The following is an 18,488-nucleotide window of genomic DNA, read 5'->3' on the forward strand; positions in this document are numbered from 1 at the left end:
TCTGACAACGAGGGAGAACGTGATGCGGAGCCGAACTTTGGGCGACACCGGACCGACCGTGTCCGAGCTGGGCCTGGGTGCGATGGGCATGTCGGGCGGTTACGGCGCGACCGACCGCGCGGAGAGCATCGCCACCGTGCACGCCGCGCTGGAGAGCGGCATCACACTGATCGACACCGGCGACTTCTACGCCATGGGCCACAACGAGTTGCTGCTCGCCGAGGCGCTGCGCGGCCGGGATCGCGACAGCTACCAGCTGAGCGTCAAGTTCGGCATGCTGCGGGGGCCGGGTTCCGAGTTCGGCGGGCATGACAGCCGTCCCGATGCGGTGAAGAACTTCCTGGCCTACTCGCTGACCCGCCTGGGCACCGACCACATCGACATCTACCGTCCCGCCCGGCTGGACCCGGCGGTACCGATCGAGGAGACGGTGGGCGCGATCAAGGAGATGATCGACGCCGGACACGTGCGGCACATCGGCCTGTCGGAGGTCGATGCGGCGACGATCCGCCGGGCGCACGCCGTGCACCCGATCGCCGACCTGCAGATCGAGTACTCACTGCTGTCCCGGGCGGTGGAGGCGGACGTTCTGCCCACACTGCGGGAGCTCGGCATCGGCCTGACCGCCTATGGCGTCCTCGGCCGCGGCCTCATCTCCGGGCACTGGACCGCCGGTCACACCGCCGGTCCCGGCGACGTCCGCGGCATCAGCCCGCGCTTCTCCGGTGGGAACGTGGAACACAACCTCGCCCTCGTAGAGGCCCTGCGCCGGGTCGCCGAGGCGAAGGGCCGCACCGTCGCCCAGCTGGCCATCGCCTGGGTGGCCGCACAGGGCGAGGGCATCGTGCCGCTGGTCGGCGCGCGCACCCGCGAGCGGCTGGCCGAGGCGCTGCCCGCGATCGACCTGGACCTCACCGCGGATGACCTCGCGGAGATCGAGAAGGCGGTGCCACCGAACGCGGCCCGCGGCGACCGATACCCGCCCGCGTTCATGTCCAACCTCGGCGTGGGCAACTGAGCCCGGCTCTCCGGCGGGGAGTCGGCACCCTGGGCGACCCTGATCAGCTCTCTGCTGTCTCAGTTGCCTTGACGCTGGTGGCAACGTTCTAGCGTGGCCGCGACAAGTGGGTGCCGCATCATCGGAGGAATGACGGATGAAGTTCGGGATCAGCTACAACTCGGCCTACTACGGCGTTGACCCCGAAAGGATCACGGCCTATGCCCGGCATGCCGAGGACTGTGGCTTCGAGTCGCTGTACCTGCCGGAGCACATCGCGCTCTATCCCGGCGCCGCGGTCGGGCCCTTTGAGCTCCCGCCGTCACTGCCTTACGGCGATCCGCTCGATTGCCTGAGCTTCGTCGCCGCGGCCACGGAGCGGATCCTGCTCGGAACGGGGGTGCTGCTGCTGCCGTACCACCATCCGGTGATCCTCGCCAAGCGCCTGGCGACCATCGATCTGCTGTCCAAGGGGCGGATGCGGCTGCTGACCGTGGGCCTCGGCTCCTTGGCGGGCGAGGCCCGGGCGGTGGGGGTCGACTTCAGCACCCGCGGCCGTCGTACTGATGAGGCGATCGATGTCATGCGGCTGCTCTGGGCCGGCGGCGAAGAGGGCGTCAGCTTCGCCGGGGAGTTCTTCGCCTTCGAGGACCTGTGCCAGTTCCCCAAGCCCTACGGGGTCACCCACCTGCCGATCCACATCGGCGGATCGAGCCGGGCGGCCGCCCGCCGCGCCGGACGCCGGGGCGACGGCTACTTCCCCGGCGGCGCGCTCGATCTGAATGAGCGCGCCATCCAGCTCGACCTCGCCCGCTCGACCGCCGTCGAGGCCGGCCGCAGCCCGGAAGCGCTGGAGTACACGCGATGGGGGTCGATCGACATGCCCGCCGAGCAGGTCGAGGCACTTGCCGCACAAGGCGTGACCCGCATCGTCGTGAACCCCAGCGCCCCCGAACTGGACCAGCAGCGCGATGAGATGTCCGCGTTCGCCGAGCGGTTCGCCCTCCGCTCGCACAGCCCGGCCTGACGGCGGCGCCGCCGATCGGCTCTGATCAGACCGAACGCGCGGGCGGTCCGAGGCAGGGGGCGTCGCCGGCCCGCGTGACCACTGTTTCGTCGGCGGGCTGAGCGAGGCTTCCGTGGCGCCGACCGAGGTGCCGGTGGCCGAGGGTGAGGCCGGCGATCAGGACGCCGAGGAAGGTCACGCCGGCGGCCAAGTAGTACGCCATGGTCAGGCCGTTCGTGAGCTCCCGTCGCAGCGCGTCGCCGGCCAGGCCGCCGATTCCGGCGTTGGCGACGGCCACCATCAGGGCGGTGCCGATCGCCAGCCCGGTCTGGTGGGTCACGGACGCCATCCCGGAGGCGACACCCTGCTCGCTCGCCGCGACACCGTTGCCCGCCGCGATCCACATCGAGGTCCAGACGATGCCCATCCCCAGACCGGCCACCATGATGCCGGGCAGCACGGCGATGAAGGGGGAGTGGGGAGAGACGGCAAGGGCGAGCAGGATCATGCCGGCCGTACCGATCAGCAGGCCGGTGGTCAGGGCGGCGCGCATGCCCGCACGGGTGACCAGCCGCTCGGCGACCTTGGTGCCGACGATGTTGAGCAACGTCAGCGGCAGGTACGCCAGGCCCGCCCGCAACGGGTCGTACCCGAGGATGTCCTGGAGGTAGACGGTGAGCAGGTAGTAGTGGGCGCCCAGGCCCGCCCCGAACACCGCGGTGACCGCCATGGCCGCAACCAGGCTGGGATTGGCGAACATGCGCGGAGGAACGAGCGGATCGCGGCTACGGGATTCGATCACCGCGAACACCACCAGCAGCGCGAGGCCGAGACCGAAGGCGGTGAGGATGGACGGGGAGGTCCAGCCCCACTCCGGGCCCTGCGCCAGGACGAAGACCAGCAGCGTGATCCCGGCGGTCGCGGTCAGCGCACCGGGCACATCGAAGCGGCGTTCCCGTACGTCGGCCCCATCGCGGGCCGGGTCGGTGGGAAGGAGTGGGAGGGCCGCCAGGAGAGCCGCGCAGGCCAGCAGGACGAAGATGTAGAAGGTCGACTCCCACCCGAAGACGTCGGTGAGCACTCCGCCGAGCAGCGCGCCCGCGGCGAGACCGCCGCCGCCCGTGGCGGCCCACACGGCGAGCGCGCGGTTGCGCGCGGGGCCTTCGGCAAAGGTGGTGCTGACCAGGGACAGCGTGGCGGGGAACAGCAGCGCCGCGGCCAGCCCCTGCACGGCGCGCACCGCGATCAGCGGTCCCGGGCTCCCGGCGAGCCCGCCGACCAGCGATGAGCCGGCGTACAGAACGAGGGCGATGATGAACACGCGCCGCCGCCCCAGCAGGTCCGCGGCCCGGCCGCCCAGCAGCATGAAGCCGCCGAGCGTGACCGCGTACGCGCTGACCACCCATTGCAGGCTCTGACCGGAGAAGCTCAGCTCTCGCCCGATCTCGGGCAGCGCGACGTAGACGATGTTGTAGTCGATAGCGATGATGAACTGGGCGAACGCCAGCAGTGCCAGGGTCCACCCCAGGCGGCGGGGCGATGGGGAGACATCCGTCATGCCGATACGGTAGAAGTTCACATCAATGTCAGATTCAACCCGAGGCGGAGCATGCGGATCGGTGAACTGGCTCAGCGCACCGGCGTGAGCGAGCGCTCACTGCGCTACTACGAGCAGCAGGGGCTGCTGACCGCCGAGCGCACTCCCGGCGGCCATCGGGATTTTCCGGACAGCGCGGTCGACCGGGTCATCCGCATCCAGGAGCTGTTCGCGGCGGGCCTGCACAGTGAGAAGATCGCGCGACTGCTGCCCTGCATGCGGGACGCGGACGGCCGCCCCTCCGAGATCGCCACGCCGCGGCTGGTCACCGACCTCGCCGCCGAACGGGACCGGATCAACCGGATGATCACCGACTTGATCCGCTCCCGTGACGTTCTGGACGAAGTGATCGACACCGCATCGGACCAGCGGCCGTCCTCTCCCTACTGACGGCGACAGGTCAGCGGAACACTCCGGTGTGACCGAGGGAGTAGCGTCCGGGCTGCGGGAAGAAGCACAGGCCGTGCGGCCCCTGACCGACTTTGATCTTGTGGAGCAGTTTGCCGGTCTCGGTGGAGAAGACGTAGACGACCCCGTGGTACCTCCCGGAGAGCCAGAGCTGCTTGCCGTCCGCCGACACTCCACCCATGTCGGGTGAGCCGCCGCCCGGGATCCGCCACCGGTCGACCACCTCGCGGCGGGCGAACGAGACGACGGAGACCGTCCCCTCGCCCCTGTTGGAGACGTAGAGCAGCCGCGCGTTCCTGCTGACGTACAGGCCGTGCGCGCCCTTGCCGGTGCGCAGGAAGCCCACTCGCCGGAAGGTGGTGGCGTCGATGATCCACACGCCGCCCGCCATCATGTCGGCGACGTAGAAGCGCCGCCCGTCGGGCGAGAGCTTGACGTCCTGCGGCATGTTCCCCGCCCCGACACCGATCACCTTCTTCACGCGGGGGCGCCGCCAGTTGATCGCCACGAGCTGGCCGGAGAACTCGCAGCTGGCCAGGAAGACGGATCCGTCGGCGGTGAAGTCGCCGTGGTTGACGCCCCTGCACGGCAGGTCGAGGGAGCGGATCAGGCGCATCGAGTGCGGGTCGCGGAAGTCGAGGCGGTTGTTGCGTTCGGCCATGACCAGCGCGTACGAGCCGTCAGGGGTGAAGTACAGGTTGTACGGGTCGTCCACGGGCACCGGTTTGCCGGGGCGGCCCGTGACCGGGTTGATGGGGGTGAGCCGGTTGCCCTGGTTCTCGTTGACCCACAGCGTCTTCAGATCCCAGGAGGGCACGACGTGCTGGGGCAGGGCGCCGACCCGGTAGCGGTGCACGACGCGGAAGGTCCGCGGGTTGATGACGTCCACCGTGTTCGACTCGCTGTTGGGGACGTACACGCGAGGGGTCAGGTGCTCGACCCGTGGGCTGAGCATTCCTGGCCGGTCATGGGCGTACACGTTGGTTTCGCGGGCGACCGGCCGGGCGTGCTTTCGCGGCGAGGGCTTCAGCGGTGGCGCGGACTCGATGGTCGCCACCATGGGCGCGGGCGGCGGACCGCAGGAAACCACGGCGATGGCGGTCGCAACCAGCATGATCATCATCCGCGGCAGTCGCATGCGCCACAGCCTAGGAAGGCGTGCGGCGGCGGCCGTTTCCACAAGGGTCAAGGTCGCGTACGCACAGGGTCAAGGGATGGCATCACGAGAGGGCTTGACCAAGCGCTCGTTCAAGCATATATATCGGAAGGTAAACATATGTAGCCGTCCCGATATCCGATCGGAGCCCCAGGTGGCGCGTACCCAGGATCAGCGACGAGCCGAGACCCGGGCCCGGCTGATCGACGCGGCGGCGGACCTGTTCGCCCGCAAGGGGTTCCACGCGGTGTCCGCCGAGGCGGTGGCCGATGCGGCCGATCGCACCACCGGCGCGCTGTACAACCACTTCGGCGGCAAGGAAGGGCTGCTGCTCGCGCTGCTGGAGGTGTGGAAGGACCAGGCCGCGGCCGAGTTGCTCGCCGGGTTCGAGGAGATCACCGAGCTCGACGACCGGCTGGCCGCCCTGTTCCAAGCGCTGACCCGTACGGACGAGGATCGCGGTGCGTCATGGCTCCTGCTCGAACTGGAGCTGTGGCTGCACGGCGCGCGCGATCCCGTCATCGCCGAGCCGCTGGCCAGGCGCTACGCCGACATCCGGGCCCGGCTCGCCGGCGGGCTGTCCGACTGGGCCGAGACGGCAGGGGTGCCGCTTCGCCGATCACCGGAACGGACGGCGACGGCCGTGCTCGGGGTGCTGATCGGCTGCGCGGTGCAGCACCGGCTCGATCCCTTGGCGGTCGAGGAGCGGGCCGTCGTCGAAAGCCTGCGCGACCTGCTCGGCCTGCCCGACCTCCTTCGGGGTGGCCCGGACCACCCCGAACTGCTCTGACTGCTCGACTCCTAGCTCATCGCGCCGAAAGGGAGCCCATGCGGATCAACCTGCTCGAAGACACGTGGGAACGCGAAGTTCCGCACGACCAGTTCGCCTACCTGCGCCAGAACGCGCCCGTCCACTGGCACGAGGTCCCCGACGACACCGGCTTCTGGGCTGTCACGAAATATCATGATGTGAGGGCTATCAGCAGGGATGTGCATACCTGGTCGACCGAGATCGGGACCGCGTTCATCCGTACGCAGACGCCGGAGTTCATCGAGATCGCCAGCATGACGCTCCTGAACATGGACCCGCCCAAGCAGACCCGCTACCGCCGGCTGGTGAGCGCGGGTTTCACGCCCAGGACGATCGGCCGGCTGCGCGGGACCGTACAGCGGCGCGCCGAGAAGATCGCGAACGACGCGCGCGACCGGAACGGCGAGGTCGAGTTCGTGACCGACGTGGCCGAATATCTGCCGCTGCAGATGATCTGCGACCTCATCGGCGTCCCCGAGGAGGACCACCACCTGATCTTCGAGTGGTCGAACCGCATGGTCGGCTTCCAGGATCCCGACTTCCGCACCACGCCCGAGGATGGCGAGAACGCCGCGGCCGAGATCTTCGCCTACTGCGACGGCCTGGTCGACGACCGCCGCCGCAACCCGCGTGACGACATCCTCACCGCCCTCGTGCAGGCGGAGGTCGACGGCGACAGGCTGACCAGGGACGAGATCGACTCCTTCTTCGTGATCCTCTGCGTCGCCGGGAACGAGACCACCCGCAACCTCATCGCCCACGCCATGAACGCCCTCATCACCCACCCGGACAGCTATCGCGACCTGGCCGCCGGTCTCGACGACGAGGATCTGTGGCGCAGCGCCACCGAGGAGTTCCTGCGCTGGGGCTCCTCGATCCACAACTTCCGGCGTACGGCCACGCGCGACACCGAACTCCGCGGCCAGAAGATCGCCGAGGGGGAGAAGGTGGTCACGTTCTACATGTCCGCCAACCACGACGAGGACGTCTTCGCCGATCCGTACACCTTCGACATCCGCCGTAACCCCAACGACCACCTGACGTTCGGTGGCGGCGGCCCGCACTTCTGCCTGGGCGCCAACCTGGCGCGGCTGCAGATCACCTGCATGATCAGGGAGCTGCTGCGCCGCTTCCCCGAGGCGGAGCACGCGGGGCCGGTCAAGCGGATGCGGTCCGATTTCATCAACGGGATCAAGCACATGCCGGTCCGCTTCTCCCTGCCGAGCTGACAGCCGACGGTCCTCTGACACGAGCCGACCGTCTGGGTACGCGCGCCGGCCGTCCAAATAGGCCCGTCGTTAACGAAGCTGCGATTAGGTACACGCTGTCCGTGTAAGCCCAGGTCAGCGGTCCAGACGTCGTGCTGTCCGAGGTTCCGGCTCGAACACGGCCCTCGAGTAGGAAACGTCCGGTGAACCGGGGTTACTGTCACATTTGTTAATCAGCCGCCAGTGGGTTGACCAGGTCAGTCTTGCTGGATGGCGGAGTTCGAGGGTGTCGCGTTCATCCGGTCGGATGTTGAGCGGTTCTGTGCCGAGCTGGTTGGGTTGGCTCCGGCGATCAGGTTGCGGCGGCTCGCAGAGTTGCGGGTGATGCTGGACAGCGTGGTCGCGAGGCGTCGAGGGCAGCGATGGCGGACGCGCGGGGGGAAGGCTGGGGGTTGCGTCGGATCGGTCAGCATGCGGGGATGTCGCACGAGCAGGTACGACGGTTGTTGGTAGATGTTCCGTCCGGTAGCACGGCTCAGGGGGCTTTGGATCTAGACCCATGAGCGCCGGTGCCCTCGCCGATTTCGTGCTGGCCCGGCTGCTCGAAGAAGAGCAGACCCCGGACCTGTCCCCGAGCCGACTTGCCAACACAACGGCTGGTGCCCCTAGCCCCCCCGCCAGATCCTTGATCATGACGGCATGACGGCCAGCATTGTTGATGACTGCCGCAAGCAGCTCACCCAACCCGATGGCTGGCCTACCACCGCCATTTACGCTGACAGGCCCTCAGCGCGATCGCACGAGCGGTGCTTCGCGCGTGTGTCTCCGACCAGCGAGACGATCGACTCGAAGCCGGAGGAGGGAGGGGGACCCAGTTCTCGTTGCTGATGCCCGTGGACACCCGGTGGAGGTCGTCGGCCTCCTCGCTCAGGGCCTTACCAACGCCGAGATCGCTGACTGGCTCGTGCTGTCGGTCCGCACGGTGGACACCCACGTCTTAGCCGATGCCAGCCAGGCCGGGGCACCAGCGGCCCGTAGTGTTAGCTGTGATCGTTTCGCCCGGCGTGGGGTGGAGGCGCGGCGAGGCTCCCAGCGCTGGCGACCTTCGCGTGCAATTGCTCGCCTTCAGCCCCCGAACGGCGATCACCCCACCTCTCCACTCTCAACCGTGAACCCGCCTCATGCCGACCGAGAGCCCGGCTGGAACACGGGGAGACGTTTCTCCTGGAGCGCGGCGATGCCTTCCTGCACCTCCGACCCGGCGAACCCGAGGAATTCGAGCGCCAAAGCAGCGTCGAAATGCGGGGTGGCAGTTCGCAACCAGGAATTGAGCGCCTGTTTGGTCCAGCGCAACGCGGTGGGAGCACCGCCCGCGAGCCGGATGGCGACGTCGGTGGCCTTGTCGAGCACCTCGCTATCGTCCACCGCGAGTGAGACCAGGCCGATGCGCTCAGCTTCCGCGCCGTCCAGCGGGTCACACGTGAGCAGGTAGTACTTGGCCTTGGCCAGTCCGCACAGCAGCGGCCAGACGAGGACCGCGTGGTCACCGGCGGCGACGCCCAGTTTTGTGTGGCCGTCGATCAGCCGGGCGTCCTTGGCGACCACGGAGACGTCAGCGAGCAGGGCCACGACGAGTCCCGCTCCAACCGCCGCCCCGCGTACCGCCGACACCACTGGTTTGGTGAACTCGATGAGGTTGGTCACGAGTTCACGAGCTTCGCGGAGCCCAGCGGTCCGGGCCTGCGGGTCCTCGGCCAGGTTGCGGACCCAGTCGAGGTCCCCGCCCGCGCTGAACGTGCGGCCCGCCCCGGTCACCAGGACGGCGCGCACCCGCGGGTCGGCCTCGGCGTCGCGCCAGACGCGGGTGATCTCCCCGTGGCCCACCGCATCGAGAGCGTTGGCGCGGCGGGGGTTGTTGATGGTGATCCGCAGGACACCTTCCGAGACCCAGCTCAGGTCCAGCCGCTGGTATTCCGGATACCCGTCCATGATCCTCCTTGCATAGTATCGATCGATCGATACAATACATTCGTGTCAATGGAATCCCCAACCCCAGCCGCTGACAGCCACGCCCGACGAGTGCTGCTCCACCATCGAGGGCCGGTGTCGGTGGTGACGCTGAACCGGCCAGAAAGGCGCAACGCGCTGTCCCACCAGATGTTGTGCGACCTCATCGATGCACTCGTCGAGGCGGACGGGCACGACCAGACGGCAGCCATCGTGCTCACCGGTACGGGCTCGGCGTTCTGCTCGGGCGACGATCTGTCGGAGGCGGCCAGCACCGACGCCGAGACTTTCGACGAGACCATCGAGGGGCTGCAACGCGTCACGAGAGTGCTGCTCACCTCCGACAAGCCGAGTATCGCCGCGATCAACGGCGCGGCGATGGGCGGCGGCCTGGAACTGACCCTGGCCTGCGACCTGCGGATGGCCGGCCGGGACGCCGTATTCGCCTGCCCGGAGGTGGCCTGGGGCCTGGTGTGCACGAATGGGGCGTCGGTGCTGCTACCGTCCCTGGTCGGGCACGGACGTGCGCGCGACATGTTACTCACCGGACGGACCTACGACGCGACGTGGGCCCTGGCCGCTGGCCTGGTCACCGAGGTCCTGCCCGGCGACCAGGTCCTCGACCGGGCTGTCGCACTCGGTGCGGAATTGGCGAGCCGGGCCCAGGCCGTCCGACTGACCCGGCGGTTGATCAGCGACGGCAGTCATGAGGATCTGCTGCGTGCGCTGGAACGCGAGGCGGTCACGGTCGGAGAGGCGCGACGCACCGACGTGGCCGAGACGAACCTGCGCGAGTTCGCGGCTCGCCGGGTGCGAAGGGGGGCTCGGCCATGATCGAAGGCATGCGCACCCTCAGCGACCTCGTCGACCAGCACGCCCGCACCCAGCCCGACCATCCGGCACTGCGGGTCGAGGACGACGCACTCACCTACCGCCAACTGGCCGCGCGGGTCCAGTCGGTGGCCGCCGGCTTGGCGGACAACGGTGTGTGCGCGGGGCAGACCGTGGCTCTCGTCCTGCCGAACTGCGTCGAGTTCGTCATCTCCTGGCTGGCTCTGGGCCGGATCGGGGCCGTGGCAGCGCCGGTGAACACGGCGCTGCTGGGCGATGGGATCGCGGCCGCCCTGCGGACGTCCAGGGCCGAGGTCGCGATCGTCGATGAGCAGTTCCTGCCGGCGCTGAGGGAAGCGCTGCTGAGCGAGGTGAACCTGCGCGCGGTCTTCGTCCGCGGCCAGGCCGATGCTTACGCTGATGCCGCTTCCTTCCGGCGCTGGGAGGACCTGACGGCGCCCGCGTCCTCTGCACCCCGTCACGACACCCGTCCGGGAGACCCCAGCATTCTGCTGTTCACCTCCGGCAGCACCGGCCGCTCGAAGGCCTGTGTGCTGCCGCACCGGTACGTGCTCCGGCAGGCGGAGGTCTTCTCCGAGCAGCTCGGTCTGACCGCCGACGACGTGCTGTTCTGCCCCTTCCCGCTGTTCCACGCCGATGCCGCGATTTTCACCGTCGCCCCCGCGTTCCTGCTCGGCGCGACCGCGGCACTGGTGGAGCGCTTCTCGGTGCGGCGGTTCTGGGACCAGGTGCGCCGCTTCCAGGCGACCGTCTTCGACTTCATGGGCGCGACGCTGACCATGCTGTACAAGCAGGAGCCCGCAGCCGACGACGCGGACAACCCCGCCCGGCTCGGCTGGGGCGTCCCGCTTCCGGAGTGGGCAGGTGACTTCGAGCGCAGGTTCGGCGTCGAACTCGTCGAGGTGTACGGCCTCAGCGACACCGGGATCGTGCTGTACAACCGCCCAGGTGAGGCACGTCGCCCTGGGGCGTGCGGACGTCCCGTCCACCCGTTCGACGTCAAGGTTCTGGATCCCGACGGATTCGAGCTGCCGACCGGCGAGGTGGGGGAGATCTGCATCCGGCCCCTTGAGTCGCACGTGATCCTGAACGAGTACCTCGGCATGCCCGAGGTCACCGTCCAGGCGTGGCGCGACCTGTGGTTCCACACCGGAGATCTCGCCCGCCGGGACGACGACGGCTACTTCTACTTCGTCGGCCGGGGCGCGGACGTGATCCGCCGACGCGGGGAGAACATCTCCGCCCTGGACATCGAGGCGGTGATCAGCCGGCATCCCGCCGTACTGGAAGTGGCGGCGTTCGGCGTGCCGAGCGATCTCACAGAAGAGGACGTGATGGCGGTCGTGTCCCTTCGGCCGGGCGAGAGCCTGGACACCCGGACCCTGCTCTCCTACTGCGGCGACCGGCTACCCCACCACATGCTGCCGCGCTACGTCGAGTTCACCGGCCCGCTGCCCAAGACACCGACCGAGAAGATCGAAAAGCGCGTGCTCAAGTCACGCGGAACCGGCCCCCACACCTTCGACCGCGAAACGCACGACTGACCACCGCTTTCCACCACCAACGACAAGGCTTCCATGATGACCAACACCTCTCCTCTCAACCCCCCCGCTCTCGGCAACGCCACGGCGATCGTGACCGGCGGCGCGAAGGGCATCGGCGCCGCGATCGTTCGCAGACTGGCCGCTTCGGGTGCCGCCGTCGCCGTCATCGACCTCGACGCCGCAGCCGCGCAGGCGCTCGCCGACGAGGTGCCCAACGTTTTCGCGCTGACCGCCGACGTCGGCGACCACGCGTCCATGAACGAGGCCGTGGAGGAGGCCTGCACACGGCTGAACGGCCTGGACATCCTGGTCAACAACGCCGGCTGGGATCACGTGAAGCGATTCGCCGACACCGAGCCGCCGCTGTGGGACAAGCTCATCCACATCAACTTGAAGGGCGTGTTCAACGCCACCCACCTGGCCCTTCCACGGCTCGTCGCACGCGGCGGCGGCCGCATCGTCAACGTGGCCAGTGACGCCGGACGCGTCGGCTCCTCCGGCGAGGCGGTGTACGCCGCGTGCAAGGGCGGCACGATCGCCTTCACCAAGTCCATCGCCAGGGAGACCGCCCGCCACGGCATCGCCGTCAACTGCGTGTGCCCGGGCCCCACCGACACCCCCCTGCTCGAAGAGATCAAGCAGGACGAGCGCGCTGCGGCCACCATGGACGCGATCGTCCGCGCCACCCCCGACAGGCGCCTCGCCCAGCCTGAGGAGATCGCCGAGGCGGTCACCTTCTTCGCCGCGTCCCCGGCACATGTCACCGGCCAGATCCTGTCCGTCAGCGGCGGCCTGACGATGGCCGGGTGACGGCAGCAGTGATCGCAATCCGGTAGGTTCAGTCACACGAGATGGTCTCGTCAGGTAGGAGCCGAACGATGCCGCGCCCGCGCGCCGCCGATGCAGCGGAAACGCCCCGTCGTATCCGCTCGGCAGCCATCAGCCTCTTCGCCGAGCGAGGGTTCCACGGCACGGGCATCCGTGACATCGCCACACAGGCCGGCGTCACCCTGTCCTCGCTCTACCACCACTTCGGCAGCAAGGACGACCTGCTGGTGGACATCATGTTCACCAGCACCGCCCCGCTCAAACAAGCCGCCGACCAGGCGTATCAGGCGATGGAGACACCCTGCCGGCGCCTGGCGATGCTGATCGAGCAGCATGTGTGGGAGCACGTCACCGACCGGCTGGCGAAGATCGTCAGCGACACCGAGATCCGGGCGCTGTCCGGTGAGCGTCGCGACCGTGTGGTGGGCCTGCGTGACTCCTACGAGAACGTGTGGCGGACCACGGTGGAAGAAGGCGTCGCCGAGGGTGTGTTCACCGTCTCGCATCCCAAGGCGCTGACCATCGGCCTGCTGGAGATGTGCACCGCGGTGTCCCACTGGTTCCAGCCCAGCGGCGACCTCACCCTGCCGGAGCTGTGCCACAGTTACGCCGACGGGGGCCTGGCCATGGTTCGCGCCGCACGCGGGGGTCGCCCCGTGCGGCGCGTGGACCTGGAGATCGGCGAACCTACGCGGTTCCTGGTGAGCTGATCGCGGGAGCACGCCGGTTGGTGGCGAGGGTGACCAGGGCGAGCACGGCGAGGTTGATGACCAGCGCCAGCACCCCCACGTTCAGCTGTTGCAGCACGGGCGGCAGGAACGGCGCCACGTCGGCCGCGGTCAGGCCGTTCACGGTCAGGTAGGCGATGGCTCCGGTCCCGGCCAGCATCCCGGCGCTGGCGCCCCAGTGGTTGACCGGGTTCCTGCGCAGCAGGCTGAGCAGGAGCGCGGGGGTGAGCTGGGTGACCAGCGCGTACGCCAGCAGCAGCAGGTTCACGATCGCCGCACCGTCGTTCAGCGCGAGGTAGATCGTCACCGCTCCCACGCAGGGCACCGCGAGCTGAGCCGCCCTGCGGATGTCGGCTCCTGGCCGAAGCGGCTTGTACACGTTGTTGGCGATCAACGCGGACGTGGTGTTCAGCAGCATCGCGCCGGGCACCAGCGCCGCCAGCAGCCCGCCCGCGCCCACCAGACCGATGACCACGGGCGGCAGCGACTCCTTGGCCAGCCGCAGCAGCGACAGGTCGGTCTGTCCGGCCGGCAGTCCGGGCACGGCCAGCACAGCCGCGAAGCCGACGAAGAACACGAACAGCAGGAACAGCTGGTACAGCGGGAAGACGACGGCGTTCTTCTTGAACGTCGACTCCTTGCGCGCCGAGAACGTGGCGGCGAACAGGTGCGGCCACATGTAGAAGCCGAGGGTGGAGATCACCACCGTCGAGATGTACCAGGAGACGCCCAGGTTGTCCGTGTGCAGTGTGGCGAATTGGGGACGCGCCGCCTCGACCGCCGCGAACAGGTCACCGATGCTGCCGAAGTAGTGCAGCGGCAGGTAGATGCCGAGGAACCCGACCACGACCACGATCAGGATGTCCTTGACGACCGAGGTCCAGGATGAGCACGAACGGCACTGCGGCCAGGATGAAGCGCAATCACATGGTTCTCTCCTCATCCAGCGGCCAGGAAGGCGGTACGGAGGTAGACGGCCGTGGCCGTGACCATGTCGTCGACGGACACCCACTCGTCGAGGCTGTGCGCCTGGGCCAGCGAGCCGGGGCCGAACAACGCCACCGGCGAGCCGAAGTACGCCGCATCGGAACTGGCGGGGAACCCGTGCGGCTCGCAGTCGGGGACGCCGCTGAGCCGGGCCGCCGTGTGCAGCGCCTCGGCCAGCCAGTGGCCGTCGGGCAGTTCGTAGGCGTCGACCGTCCACCACGCCTCGCCGATCGACCACGTGCCCGGCTCCAGGACCGCGGCCAGCTCGACAGAGACGTCAGCGGGGCTCTCACCCGGAAGCAGGCGACGACTGAACTGGACGCGGCATCCGGAGGGCACGATGTTCGGCTTCGTGCCGCCCTCGATGACGCCGACGTTCACCGTCGCGGGGCCCAGCAGCGGATGCCGTCGCCGGTCGAGCGTGCGCTGGTAGTCGTCGAAGCCACCCAGCAGCCGGGCCGCCGTGAGGATGGCGTTGGCGCCGTGCTGGGGGACACTCCCGTGCGTGGCCAGCCCCGTGACCTGCAGGTCGTAGGCCGCGAGCCCCTTGGTGGCCAGGCAGAGCGTCAGCTCCGTCGGCTCACCGATGATCACCGCGTCGGCCCTGGGCCTGGTCGCGCCGAGCGCCTTGGCGCCTTCCTGGCGGTACTCCTCATCGCCCACGCCCGCGATCAGCAGATCTCCGGCGAGACTGATCGACCGCTCGGCCAGGACCTCGGCGACCTCCAGATAGCAGGCGAGCGCGGCCTTCATGTCGCACGCCCCCCGGCCGTGAAACCCTGCCATCGCGGACGACACCGGTGAGCGCCTGCGGGTAACCCGTCGTCTCCACCGTGTCCATATGGCCGGCGAACATCAGCGCTCTGCCCGCCGAGGCGCCGGGAAACCGTGCCAGCGCGTTGTAGCGGCCGGGGGCGTACTCGTCGACGTCGCACGTCCAACCAAGTTCGGCGAGCCGATCGCGAAGGTAGGCCGCTACTCGCTGCTCCCCCTCCTCTGCGCCCTTCGGCGCTTCGCCGAAGGGGTTCACACTCGGTTGTTCGATGAGCTCGCAGAGGGTCTTCGTCAGTCGGTCGCGATCGATCTGTTCGACGCAGCGGGCCAATTCCTCGGAGTTTGGGACGGCCATGAACACACTCCTATGTCCGGATCTTGGCAACGTATTGTATCGATCGATCGAATCAATTAGGCTGCCGCCTCAAGCACCGGGCAGCTGCGGCCCTCTCATCGCGCGCCGAGGCTCCCCACGCCCGCGTTTTCCCCATCTGCAGTCGGCCGTACCGGAGGCGAACCCTTGCCGCACCACAACGACTCGAATCCCCCACAGGCGCTGCGGCGATCCCTGCGACCTCGACATCTCTCCATGATCGCGCTGGGGGGCGTCATCGGGGCAGGGCTGTTCGTCGGTTCCGGCGCCGTCATCCACACAGCGGGTCTGCTTGCTCCGCTCGCCTACGCGGCGGGCGGAGTGATCCTCCTCCTGGTGATGCGCATGCTCGCCGAGATGGCCGCCGCACGGCCCTCGGTCGGCTCGTTCTCGGACTACGCCCGGCTCGCCTTGGGGAGCGGGGCCGGGTTCATCATCGGCTGGACGTACTGGTACTTCTGGGTCGTCGTCGTGGCCTTCGAGGCCGTGGCCGGAGCGGAGATCATCGGCGAGTTCCTTCCGCACATTCCGCTCTGGGCCATCTCCGCCGCCGTCATGGGCGTGATGAGCGTGGTCAACCTGCTCTCCGCACGCGGATTCGCGGAGGCCGAGTTCTGGTTCGCCGCCGTCAAGGTGGCGGCGATCATGGTCTTCCTGGCGATCGGGGTCGCCGCGCTGTTAGGCGTGCTGCCCGGACAGCCGGCGCACATTCTGGCCATCGGCGACGGCCCGCTTGCCCCGACGGGCGCCGCCGGGGTGTTGAGCGCCATCACCGTGGTGGTCTTCTCCTACTTCGGCGCGGAGATCGTCACCATCGCCGCCGCGGAGGCCACCGACCCGGTCAGGGCAGTCGCCAGGGCAGCCACCACCGTGATGTGGCGGGTCATCATCTTCTACGTCGGTTCGATCGGCCTCATCGTGTTGCTGATCCCACATGCCGAGATCAAGCCAGGCGAGAGCCCGTTCGTCGCCCTCCTGGAGCGGCTCGGCGTTCCAGGGGCGGCCGTCGCCATGCAGCTCGTCGTGCTGACCGCCGTGCTGTCGGTGCTCAACGCCGGCATCTACACCGCGTCCCGCATGCTGTTCGCCCTCACTGCTCAAGGTGAGGCGCCGCGCTCCATGGCCAGGACCACGGCCCGCGGCACGCCGATCCGCGCGATCGTGCTCAGCACGCTGGCCGGCTGGCTGGCGGTCGCGGTGGCCTACCTCGCCCCCGAGGCGGTGTTCGCGTTCCTGCTCAACGCCGCAGGCAGTGTCGCCTTGCTCATCTACGCCATGATCGCGATCTCTCAGCTACGGCTGCGCAGGCTGGTCGAGCAGGAGGGCGGAGAACTGCGCGTCAGGATGTGGGGTCATCCGTATCTGAGCTGGTTCACGCTGGGGCTCCTGGTGGCGGTCGCCGTCAGTATGGTCGTCCTGCCCGAAACGCGTGGCCAGCTCGGTCTCGGACTGGTCGCGCCCGCCGCGATCGCGGTGATCTACCTCGTCCGGCGGCTGTTCCGGCCCGGGGCCGCGTCCGTCCTCACGCCCGATGAGGCGCAGTGACCAGTGGTTTCAGCCAAACACTTGAAGGAGACATGACGAATCACCCGCGTCACGTGACGATCATCGGCGGGGGCACCATGGGGTGCGGCATCGCCGGCCTCATGGCCGCCACAGGCAGCACCGTGACCGTGGTCGAGGTCGACCAGGCGGCCGTAGGCCGGGTGGTCGACCGGGTCCGCCGAGAGTGGCCGGACGACGCCGACGCGCTCGCCCGGCTGGAAACGACCACGAACCTCTCGCGCACCCCGCCGGAAGCGGACCTTGTCATCGAGGCCGTGGCGGAGGACGCGAAGCTGAAGGCGGACGTGCTCGCCGCAGCCGGCAGGGTGGCGCCCCATGCGATCCTCGCCACCAACACCAGCTCCATCGCCATCGGCCGACTGGCACAGGCCGTCCAGGACCCGGACAGGTTCCTCGGGCTGCACTTCTTCAACCCGGTGGCCAAGTCGGCCCTGGTCGAGATCGTCACCGGTGAGCGGACAGCGCCGCGGACCGTGGAGCTGGCGAAGAGCTGGAGCCGGACGTGGCAACGCCACCCCGTCGTCGTCCGCGACAGTCCCGGGTTCGCCACCAGCCGCCTCGGGGTGCTGCTCGGCCTGGAGGCGATCCGCATGGTGGAGGAGGGCGTGGCGGAGCCGCACGACATCGACACCGCCATGGTCCTGGGCTACCGGCACCCCATCGGCCCGCTACGCCTGACGGACCTGGTGGGACTCGACGTGCGGCTCGCCATCGCCGAATACCTCTCCGGTGAGTTGGGCGACCGGTTCGCGCCACCGCGACTGCTGCGCGAGAAGGTCGCCGCCGGCCTCCTGGGCCGCAAAACGGGACAGGGCTTCTACACCTGGACGAGCCGCGCAGCCAACGGCCGATGACCCGCCGCCAACCGAATGGGGGACCCATGTGCGATGAAGTGATCACCGAGTACGCCGACGGCCTCGCCGTCATCACCATCAACCGCCCGAAGGCACGCAACGCCATCAACAGCTCCGTCGCCGAAGGCATCGCCGCCGCGATGGACGAGCTCGATGCCCGCCAGGACCTGAAAGTCGGCATCATCACCGGCGTGGGAGACGTCTTCTGCGCTGGCATGGACCTCAAGGCGTTCCTGCACGGAGAACGCCCCTACGTGCCAGGACGTGGGTTCGCGGGCCTGGTCGAGGCGCCTCCGCGCAAACCGCTCATCGCCGCCGTCGAAGGCTACGCCGTGGCGGGCGGATGCGAGCTGGTGCTGGCGAGTGATCTCGTGGTGGCCGCCCAGAACGCCCAGTTCGGCCTCCCCGAGGTACGTCGAGGGCTGGTCGCGGCCGGCGGCGGCCTGCTGCGCCTCCCCGAACGCATCCCGTACCAGGTCGCCATGGAACTGGCGCTGACCGGCGACTTCCTGTCCGCGGAACGGGCCCACGCGCTCGGCCTCGTCAACCGGCTGACCTCGCCGGGAGAAGCACTGGCCCAGGCCCGGCGGCTCGCCGCCGCGATCGCCGCGAACGGGCCGCTGGCGATCCGCGTCACCAAGCAGGTGCTCGTCGAGTCACGGGAGTGGCCGGCGGAGGTCGCCTTCGACCGGCAGCGGGAGCTGATCGCCCCGATCTTCACCTCGCACGACGCCCAGGAGGGCGCCCGCGCCTTCGCCGAGAAACGGGCGCCGGCGTGGACGGGGGAGTGAC

General features: G+C 68.9%; 17 protein-coding genes and 1 pseudogene. 13 read left to right on the plus strand and 5 right to left on the minus strand.

Annotated features, from left to right (window positions below):
• Positions 1–22 precede the first annotated feature (22 nt).
• Together ACGFNP_RS00400 and ACGFNP_RS00405 are read left to right on the plus strand one after the other, a co-directional pair.
• Positions 23–1,018, plus strand: a complete 996-nt coding sequence (locus tag ACGFNP_RS00400) for an aldo/keto reductase (protein ID WP_393313098.1) — start codon at positions 23–25, stop codon at positions 1,016–1,018.
• 136 nt (positions 1,019–1,154) lie between these two features.
• Complete coding sequence (locus tag ACGFNP_RS00405) at positions 1,155–2,024, plus strand: TIGR03619 family F420-dependent LLM class oxidoreductase (RefSeq protein WP_393313100.1); 870 nt, start codon at positions 1,155–1,157, stop codon at positions 2,022–2,024.
• Positions 2,025–2,049: 25 nt separating this feature from the next.
• On the opposite strand, the gene ACGFNP_RS00410 is transcribed toward ACGFNP_RS00405, so the two are convergent.
• Positions 2,050–3,561, minus strand: coding sequence for an MFS transporter (locus ACGFNP_RS00410; protein WP_393313103.1), 1,512 nt, complete (start codon positions 3,559–3,561; stop codon positions 2,050–2,052).
• 51 nt (positions 3,562–3,612) lie between these two features.
• Here ACGFNP_RS00410 and ACGFNP_RS00415 point away from each other — a divergent pair, with 51 nt between their 5' ends.
• Positions 3,613–3,990, plus strand: a complete 378-nt coding sequence (locus ACGFNP_RS00415; protein WP_358333377.1) for a MerR family transcriptional regulator — start codon at positions 3,613–3,615, stop codon at positions 3,988–3,990.
• Between the two features lie 10 nt (positions 3,991–4,000).
• Here ACGFNP_RS00415 and ACGFNP_RS00420 read toward each other — a convergent pair whose 3' ends face one another.
• Positions 4,001–5,146: a hypothetical protein gene (locus ACGFNP_RS00420; protein ID WP_393313108.1), complete on the minus strand. Its 1,146-nt coding sequence runs from the start codon at positions 5,144–5,146 to the stop codon at positions 4,001–4,003.
• Positions 5,147–5,318: 172 nt separating this feature from the next.
• Here ACGFNP_RS00420 and ACGFNP_RS00425 point away from each other — a divergent pair, with 172 nt between their 5' ends.
• The 3 genes and pseudogenes from ACGFNP_RS00425 to ACGFNP_RS00435 form a co-directional block, all read left to right on the plus strand.
• Positions 5,319–5,954: a TetR/AcrR family transcriptional regulator gene (locus tag ACGFNP_RS00425; RefSeq protein WP_393313111.1), complete on the plus strand. Its 636-nt coding sequence runs from the start codon at positions 5,319–5,321 to the stop codon at positions 5,952–5,954.
• Between the two features lie 38 nt (positions 5,955–5,992).
• Positions 5,993–7,204: a cytochrome P450 gene (locus ACGFNP_RS00430; RefSeq protein ID WP_393313114.1), complete on the plus strand. Its 1,212-nt coding sequence runs from the start codon at positions 5,993–5,995 to the stop codon at positions 7,202–7,204.
• A gap of 727 nt (positions 7,205–7,931) precedes the next feature.
• Positions 7,932–8,168 (plus strand): annotated as a pseudogene (locus ACGFNP_RS00435) (hypothetical protein); the annotation flags it as partial.
• Positions 8,169–8,362: 194 nt separating this feature from the next.
• Here ACGFNP_RS00435 and ACGFNP_RS00440 read toward each other — a convergent pair.
• Positions 8,363–9,172 (minus strand): enoyl-CoA hydratase/isomerase family protein, encoded by an 810-nt coding sequence (locus tag ACGFNP_RS00440; RefSeq protein WP_393313117.1) that lies wholly within the window; start codon positions 9,170–9,172, stop codon positions 8,363–8,365.
• 48 nt (positions 9,173–9,220) lie between these two features.
• Between ACGFNP_RS00440 and ACGFNP_RS00445 the strand changes: the two genes are divergently transcribed.
• The 4 genes from ACGFNP_RS00445 to ACGFNP_RS00460 all read left to right on the plus strand — a co-directional run bounded on the left by ACGFNP_RS00445 (position 9,221) and on the right by ACGFNP_RS00460 (position 13,124).
• The gene (locus ACGFNP_RS00445) at positions 9,221–10,024 is read left to right on the plus strand and encodes an enoyl-CoA hydratase/isomerase family protein (protein WP_393313120.1); all 804 of its coding nucleotides are present in this window, start codon (positions 9,221–9,223) and stop codon (positions 10,022–10,024) included.
• An 8-nt stretch (positions 10,025–10,032) separates the two neighbouring features.
• The gene (locus ACGFNP_RS00450) at positions 10,033–11,586 is read left to right on the plus strand and encodes an AMP-binding protein (RefSeq protein WP_393313123.1); all 1,554 of its coding nucleotides are present in this window, start codon (positions 10,033–10,035) and stop codon (positions 11,584–11,586) included.
• Positions 11,587–11,622: 36 nt separating this feature from the next.
• Positions 11,623–12,396 (plus strand): SDR family NAD(P)-dependent oxidoreductase, encoded by a 774-nt coding sequence (locus tag ACGFNP_RS00455; RefSeq protein WP_393313126.1) that lies wholly within the window; start codon positions 11,623–11,625, stop codon positions 12,394–12,396.
• A 68-nt stretch (positions 12,397–12,464) separates the two neighbouring features.
• A complete protein-coding gene (locus ACGFNP_RS00460; RefSeq protein ID WP_358333354.1) occupies positions 12,465–13,124 on the plus strand; it encodes a TetR/AcrR family transcriptional regulator in 660 nt (219 codons plus the stop codon).
• Here ACGFNP_RS00460 and ACGFNP_RS00465 read toward each other — a convergent pair.
• Positions 13,102–13,995 carry a hypothetical protein gene (locus tag ACGFNP_RS00465; protein ID WP_393313129.1) on the minus strand — a complete coding sequence of 298 codons (894 nt, stop codon included), beginning with the start codon at positions 13,993–13,995 and terminating at the stop codon, positions 13,102–13,104. The two genes, ACGFNP_RS00460 and ACGFNP_RS00465, sit on opposite strands and share 23 nt — an antisense overlap.
• An 86-nt stretch (positions 13,996–14,081) precedes the next feature.
• Positions 14,082–14,927: a M20 family metallopeptidase gene (locus ACGFNP_RS00470; protein ID WP_393313132.1), complete on the minus strand. Its 846-nt coding sequence runs from the start codon at positions 14,925–14,927 to the stop codon at positions 14,082–14,084.
• 565 nt (positions 14,928–15,492) lie between these two features.
• Between ACGFNP_RS00470 and ACGFNP_RS00475 the strand changes: the two genes are divergently transcribed.
• The 3 genes from ACGFNP_RS00475 to ACGFNP_RS00485 are packed head-to-tail and all read left to right on the plus strand — an operon-like array spanning position 15,493 to position 18,487.
• The gene (locus ACGFNP_RS00475; RefSeq protein WP_393313135.1) at positions 15,493–16,821 is read left to right on the plus strand and encodes an amino acid permease; all 1,329 of its coding nucleotides are present in this window, start codon (positions 15,493–15,495) and stop codon (positions 16,819–16,821) included.
• Positions 16,822–16,853: 32 nt separating this feature from the next.
• Positions 16,854–17,696 carry a 3-hydroxyacyl-CoA dehydrogenase family protein gene (locus ACGFNP_RS00480; RefSeq protein ID WP_358333343.1) on the plus strand — a complete coding sequence of 281 codons (843 nt, stop codon included), beginning with the start codon at positions 16,854–16,856 and terminating at the stop codon, positions 17,694–17,696.
• 26 nt (positions 17,697–17,722) lie between these two features.
• A complete protein-coding gene (locus ACGFNP_RS00485) occupies positions 17,723–18,487 on the plus strand; it encodes a crotonase/enoyl-CoA hydratase family protein (RefSeq protein WP_393313138.1) in 765 nt (254 codons plus the stop codon).
• Position 18,488: the final 1 nt, after the last annotated feature.

It is taken from the genome of Nonomuraea sp. NPDC049269 (assembly GCF_043197155.1).
Classification (GTDB): domain Bacteria; phylum Actinomycetota; class Actinomycetes; order Streptosporangiales; family Streptosporangiaceae; genus Nonomuraea.

Coding starts and splice junctions, on each gene's coding strand:
- ACGFNP_RS00400 (WP_393313098.1), top strand. CDS start 23: ATGCGGAGCCGAACTTTGGGCGACACCGGACCGACCGTGTCCGAGCTG.
- ACGFNP_RS00405 (WP_393313100.1), top strand. CDS start 1,155: ATGAAGTTCGGGATCAGCTACAACTCGGCCTACTACGGCGTTGACCCC.
- ACGFNP_RS00410 (WP_393313103.1), bottom strand. CDS start 3,561: ATGACGGATGTCTCCCCATCGCCCCGCCGCCTGGGGTGGACCCTGGCA.
- ACGFNP_RS00415 (WP_358333377.1), top strand. CDS start 3,613: ATGCGGATCGGTGAACTGGCTCAGCGCACCGGCGTGAGCGAGCGCTCA.
- ACGFNP_RS00420 (WP_393313108.1), bottom strand. CDS start 5,146: ATGCGACTGCCGCGGATGATGATCATGCTGGTTGCGACCGCCATCGCC.
- ACGFNP_RS00430 (WP_393313114.1), top strand. CDS start 5,993: ATGCGGATCAACCTGCTCGAAGACACGTGGGAACGCGAAGTTCCGCAC.
- ACGFNP_RS00440 (WP_393313117.1), bottom strand. CDS start 9,172: ATGGACGGGTATCCGGAATACCAGCGGCTGGACCTGAGCTGGGTCTCG.
- ACGFNP_RS00445 (WP_393313120.1), top strand. CDS start 9,221: ATGGAATCCCCAACCCCAGCCGCTGACAGCCACGCCCGACGAGTGCTG.
- ACGFNP_RS00450 (WP_393313123.1), top strand. CDS start 10,033: ATGCGCACCCTCAGCGACCTCGTCGACCAGCACGCCCGCACCCAGCCC.
- ACGFNP_RS00455 (WP_393313126.1), top strand. CDS start 11,623: ATGACCAACACCTCTCCTCTCAACCCCCCCGCTCTCGGCAACGCCACG.
- ACGFNP_RS00460 (WP_358333354.1), top strand. CDS start 12,465: ATGCCGCGCCCGCGCGCCGCCGATGCAGCGGAAACGCCCCGTCGTATC.
- ACGFNP_RS00475 (WP_393313135.1), top strand. CDS start 15,493: ATGATCGCGCTGGGGGGCGTCATCGGGGCAGGGCTGTTCGTCGGTTCC.
- ACGFNP_RS00480 (WP_358333343.1), top strand. CDS start 16,854: ATGACGAATCACCCGCGTCACGTGACGATCATCGGCGGGGGCACCATG.
- ACGFNP_RS00485 (WP_393313138.1), top strand. CDS start 17,723: ATGTGCGATGAAGTGATCACCGAGTACGCCGACGGCCTCGCCGTCATC.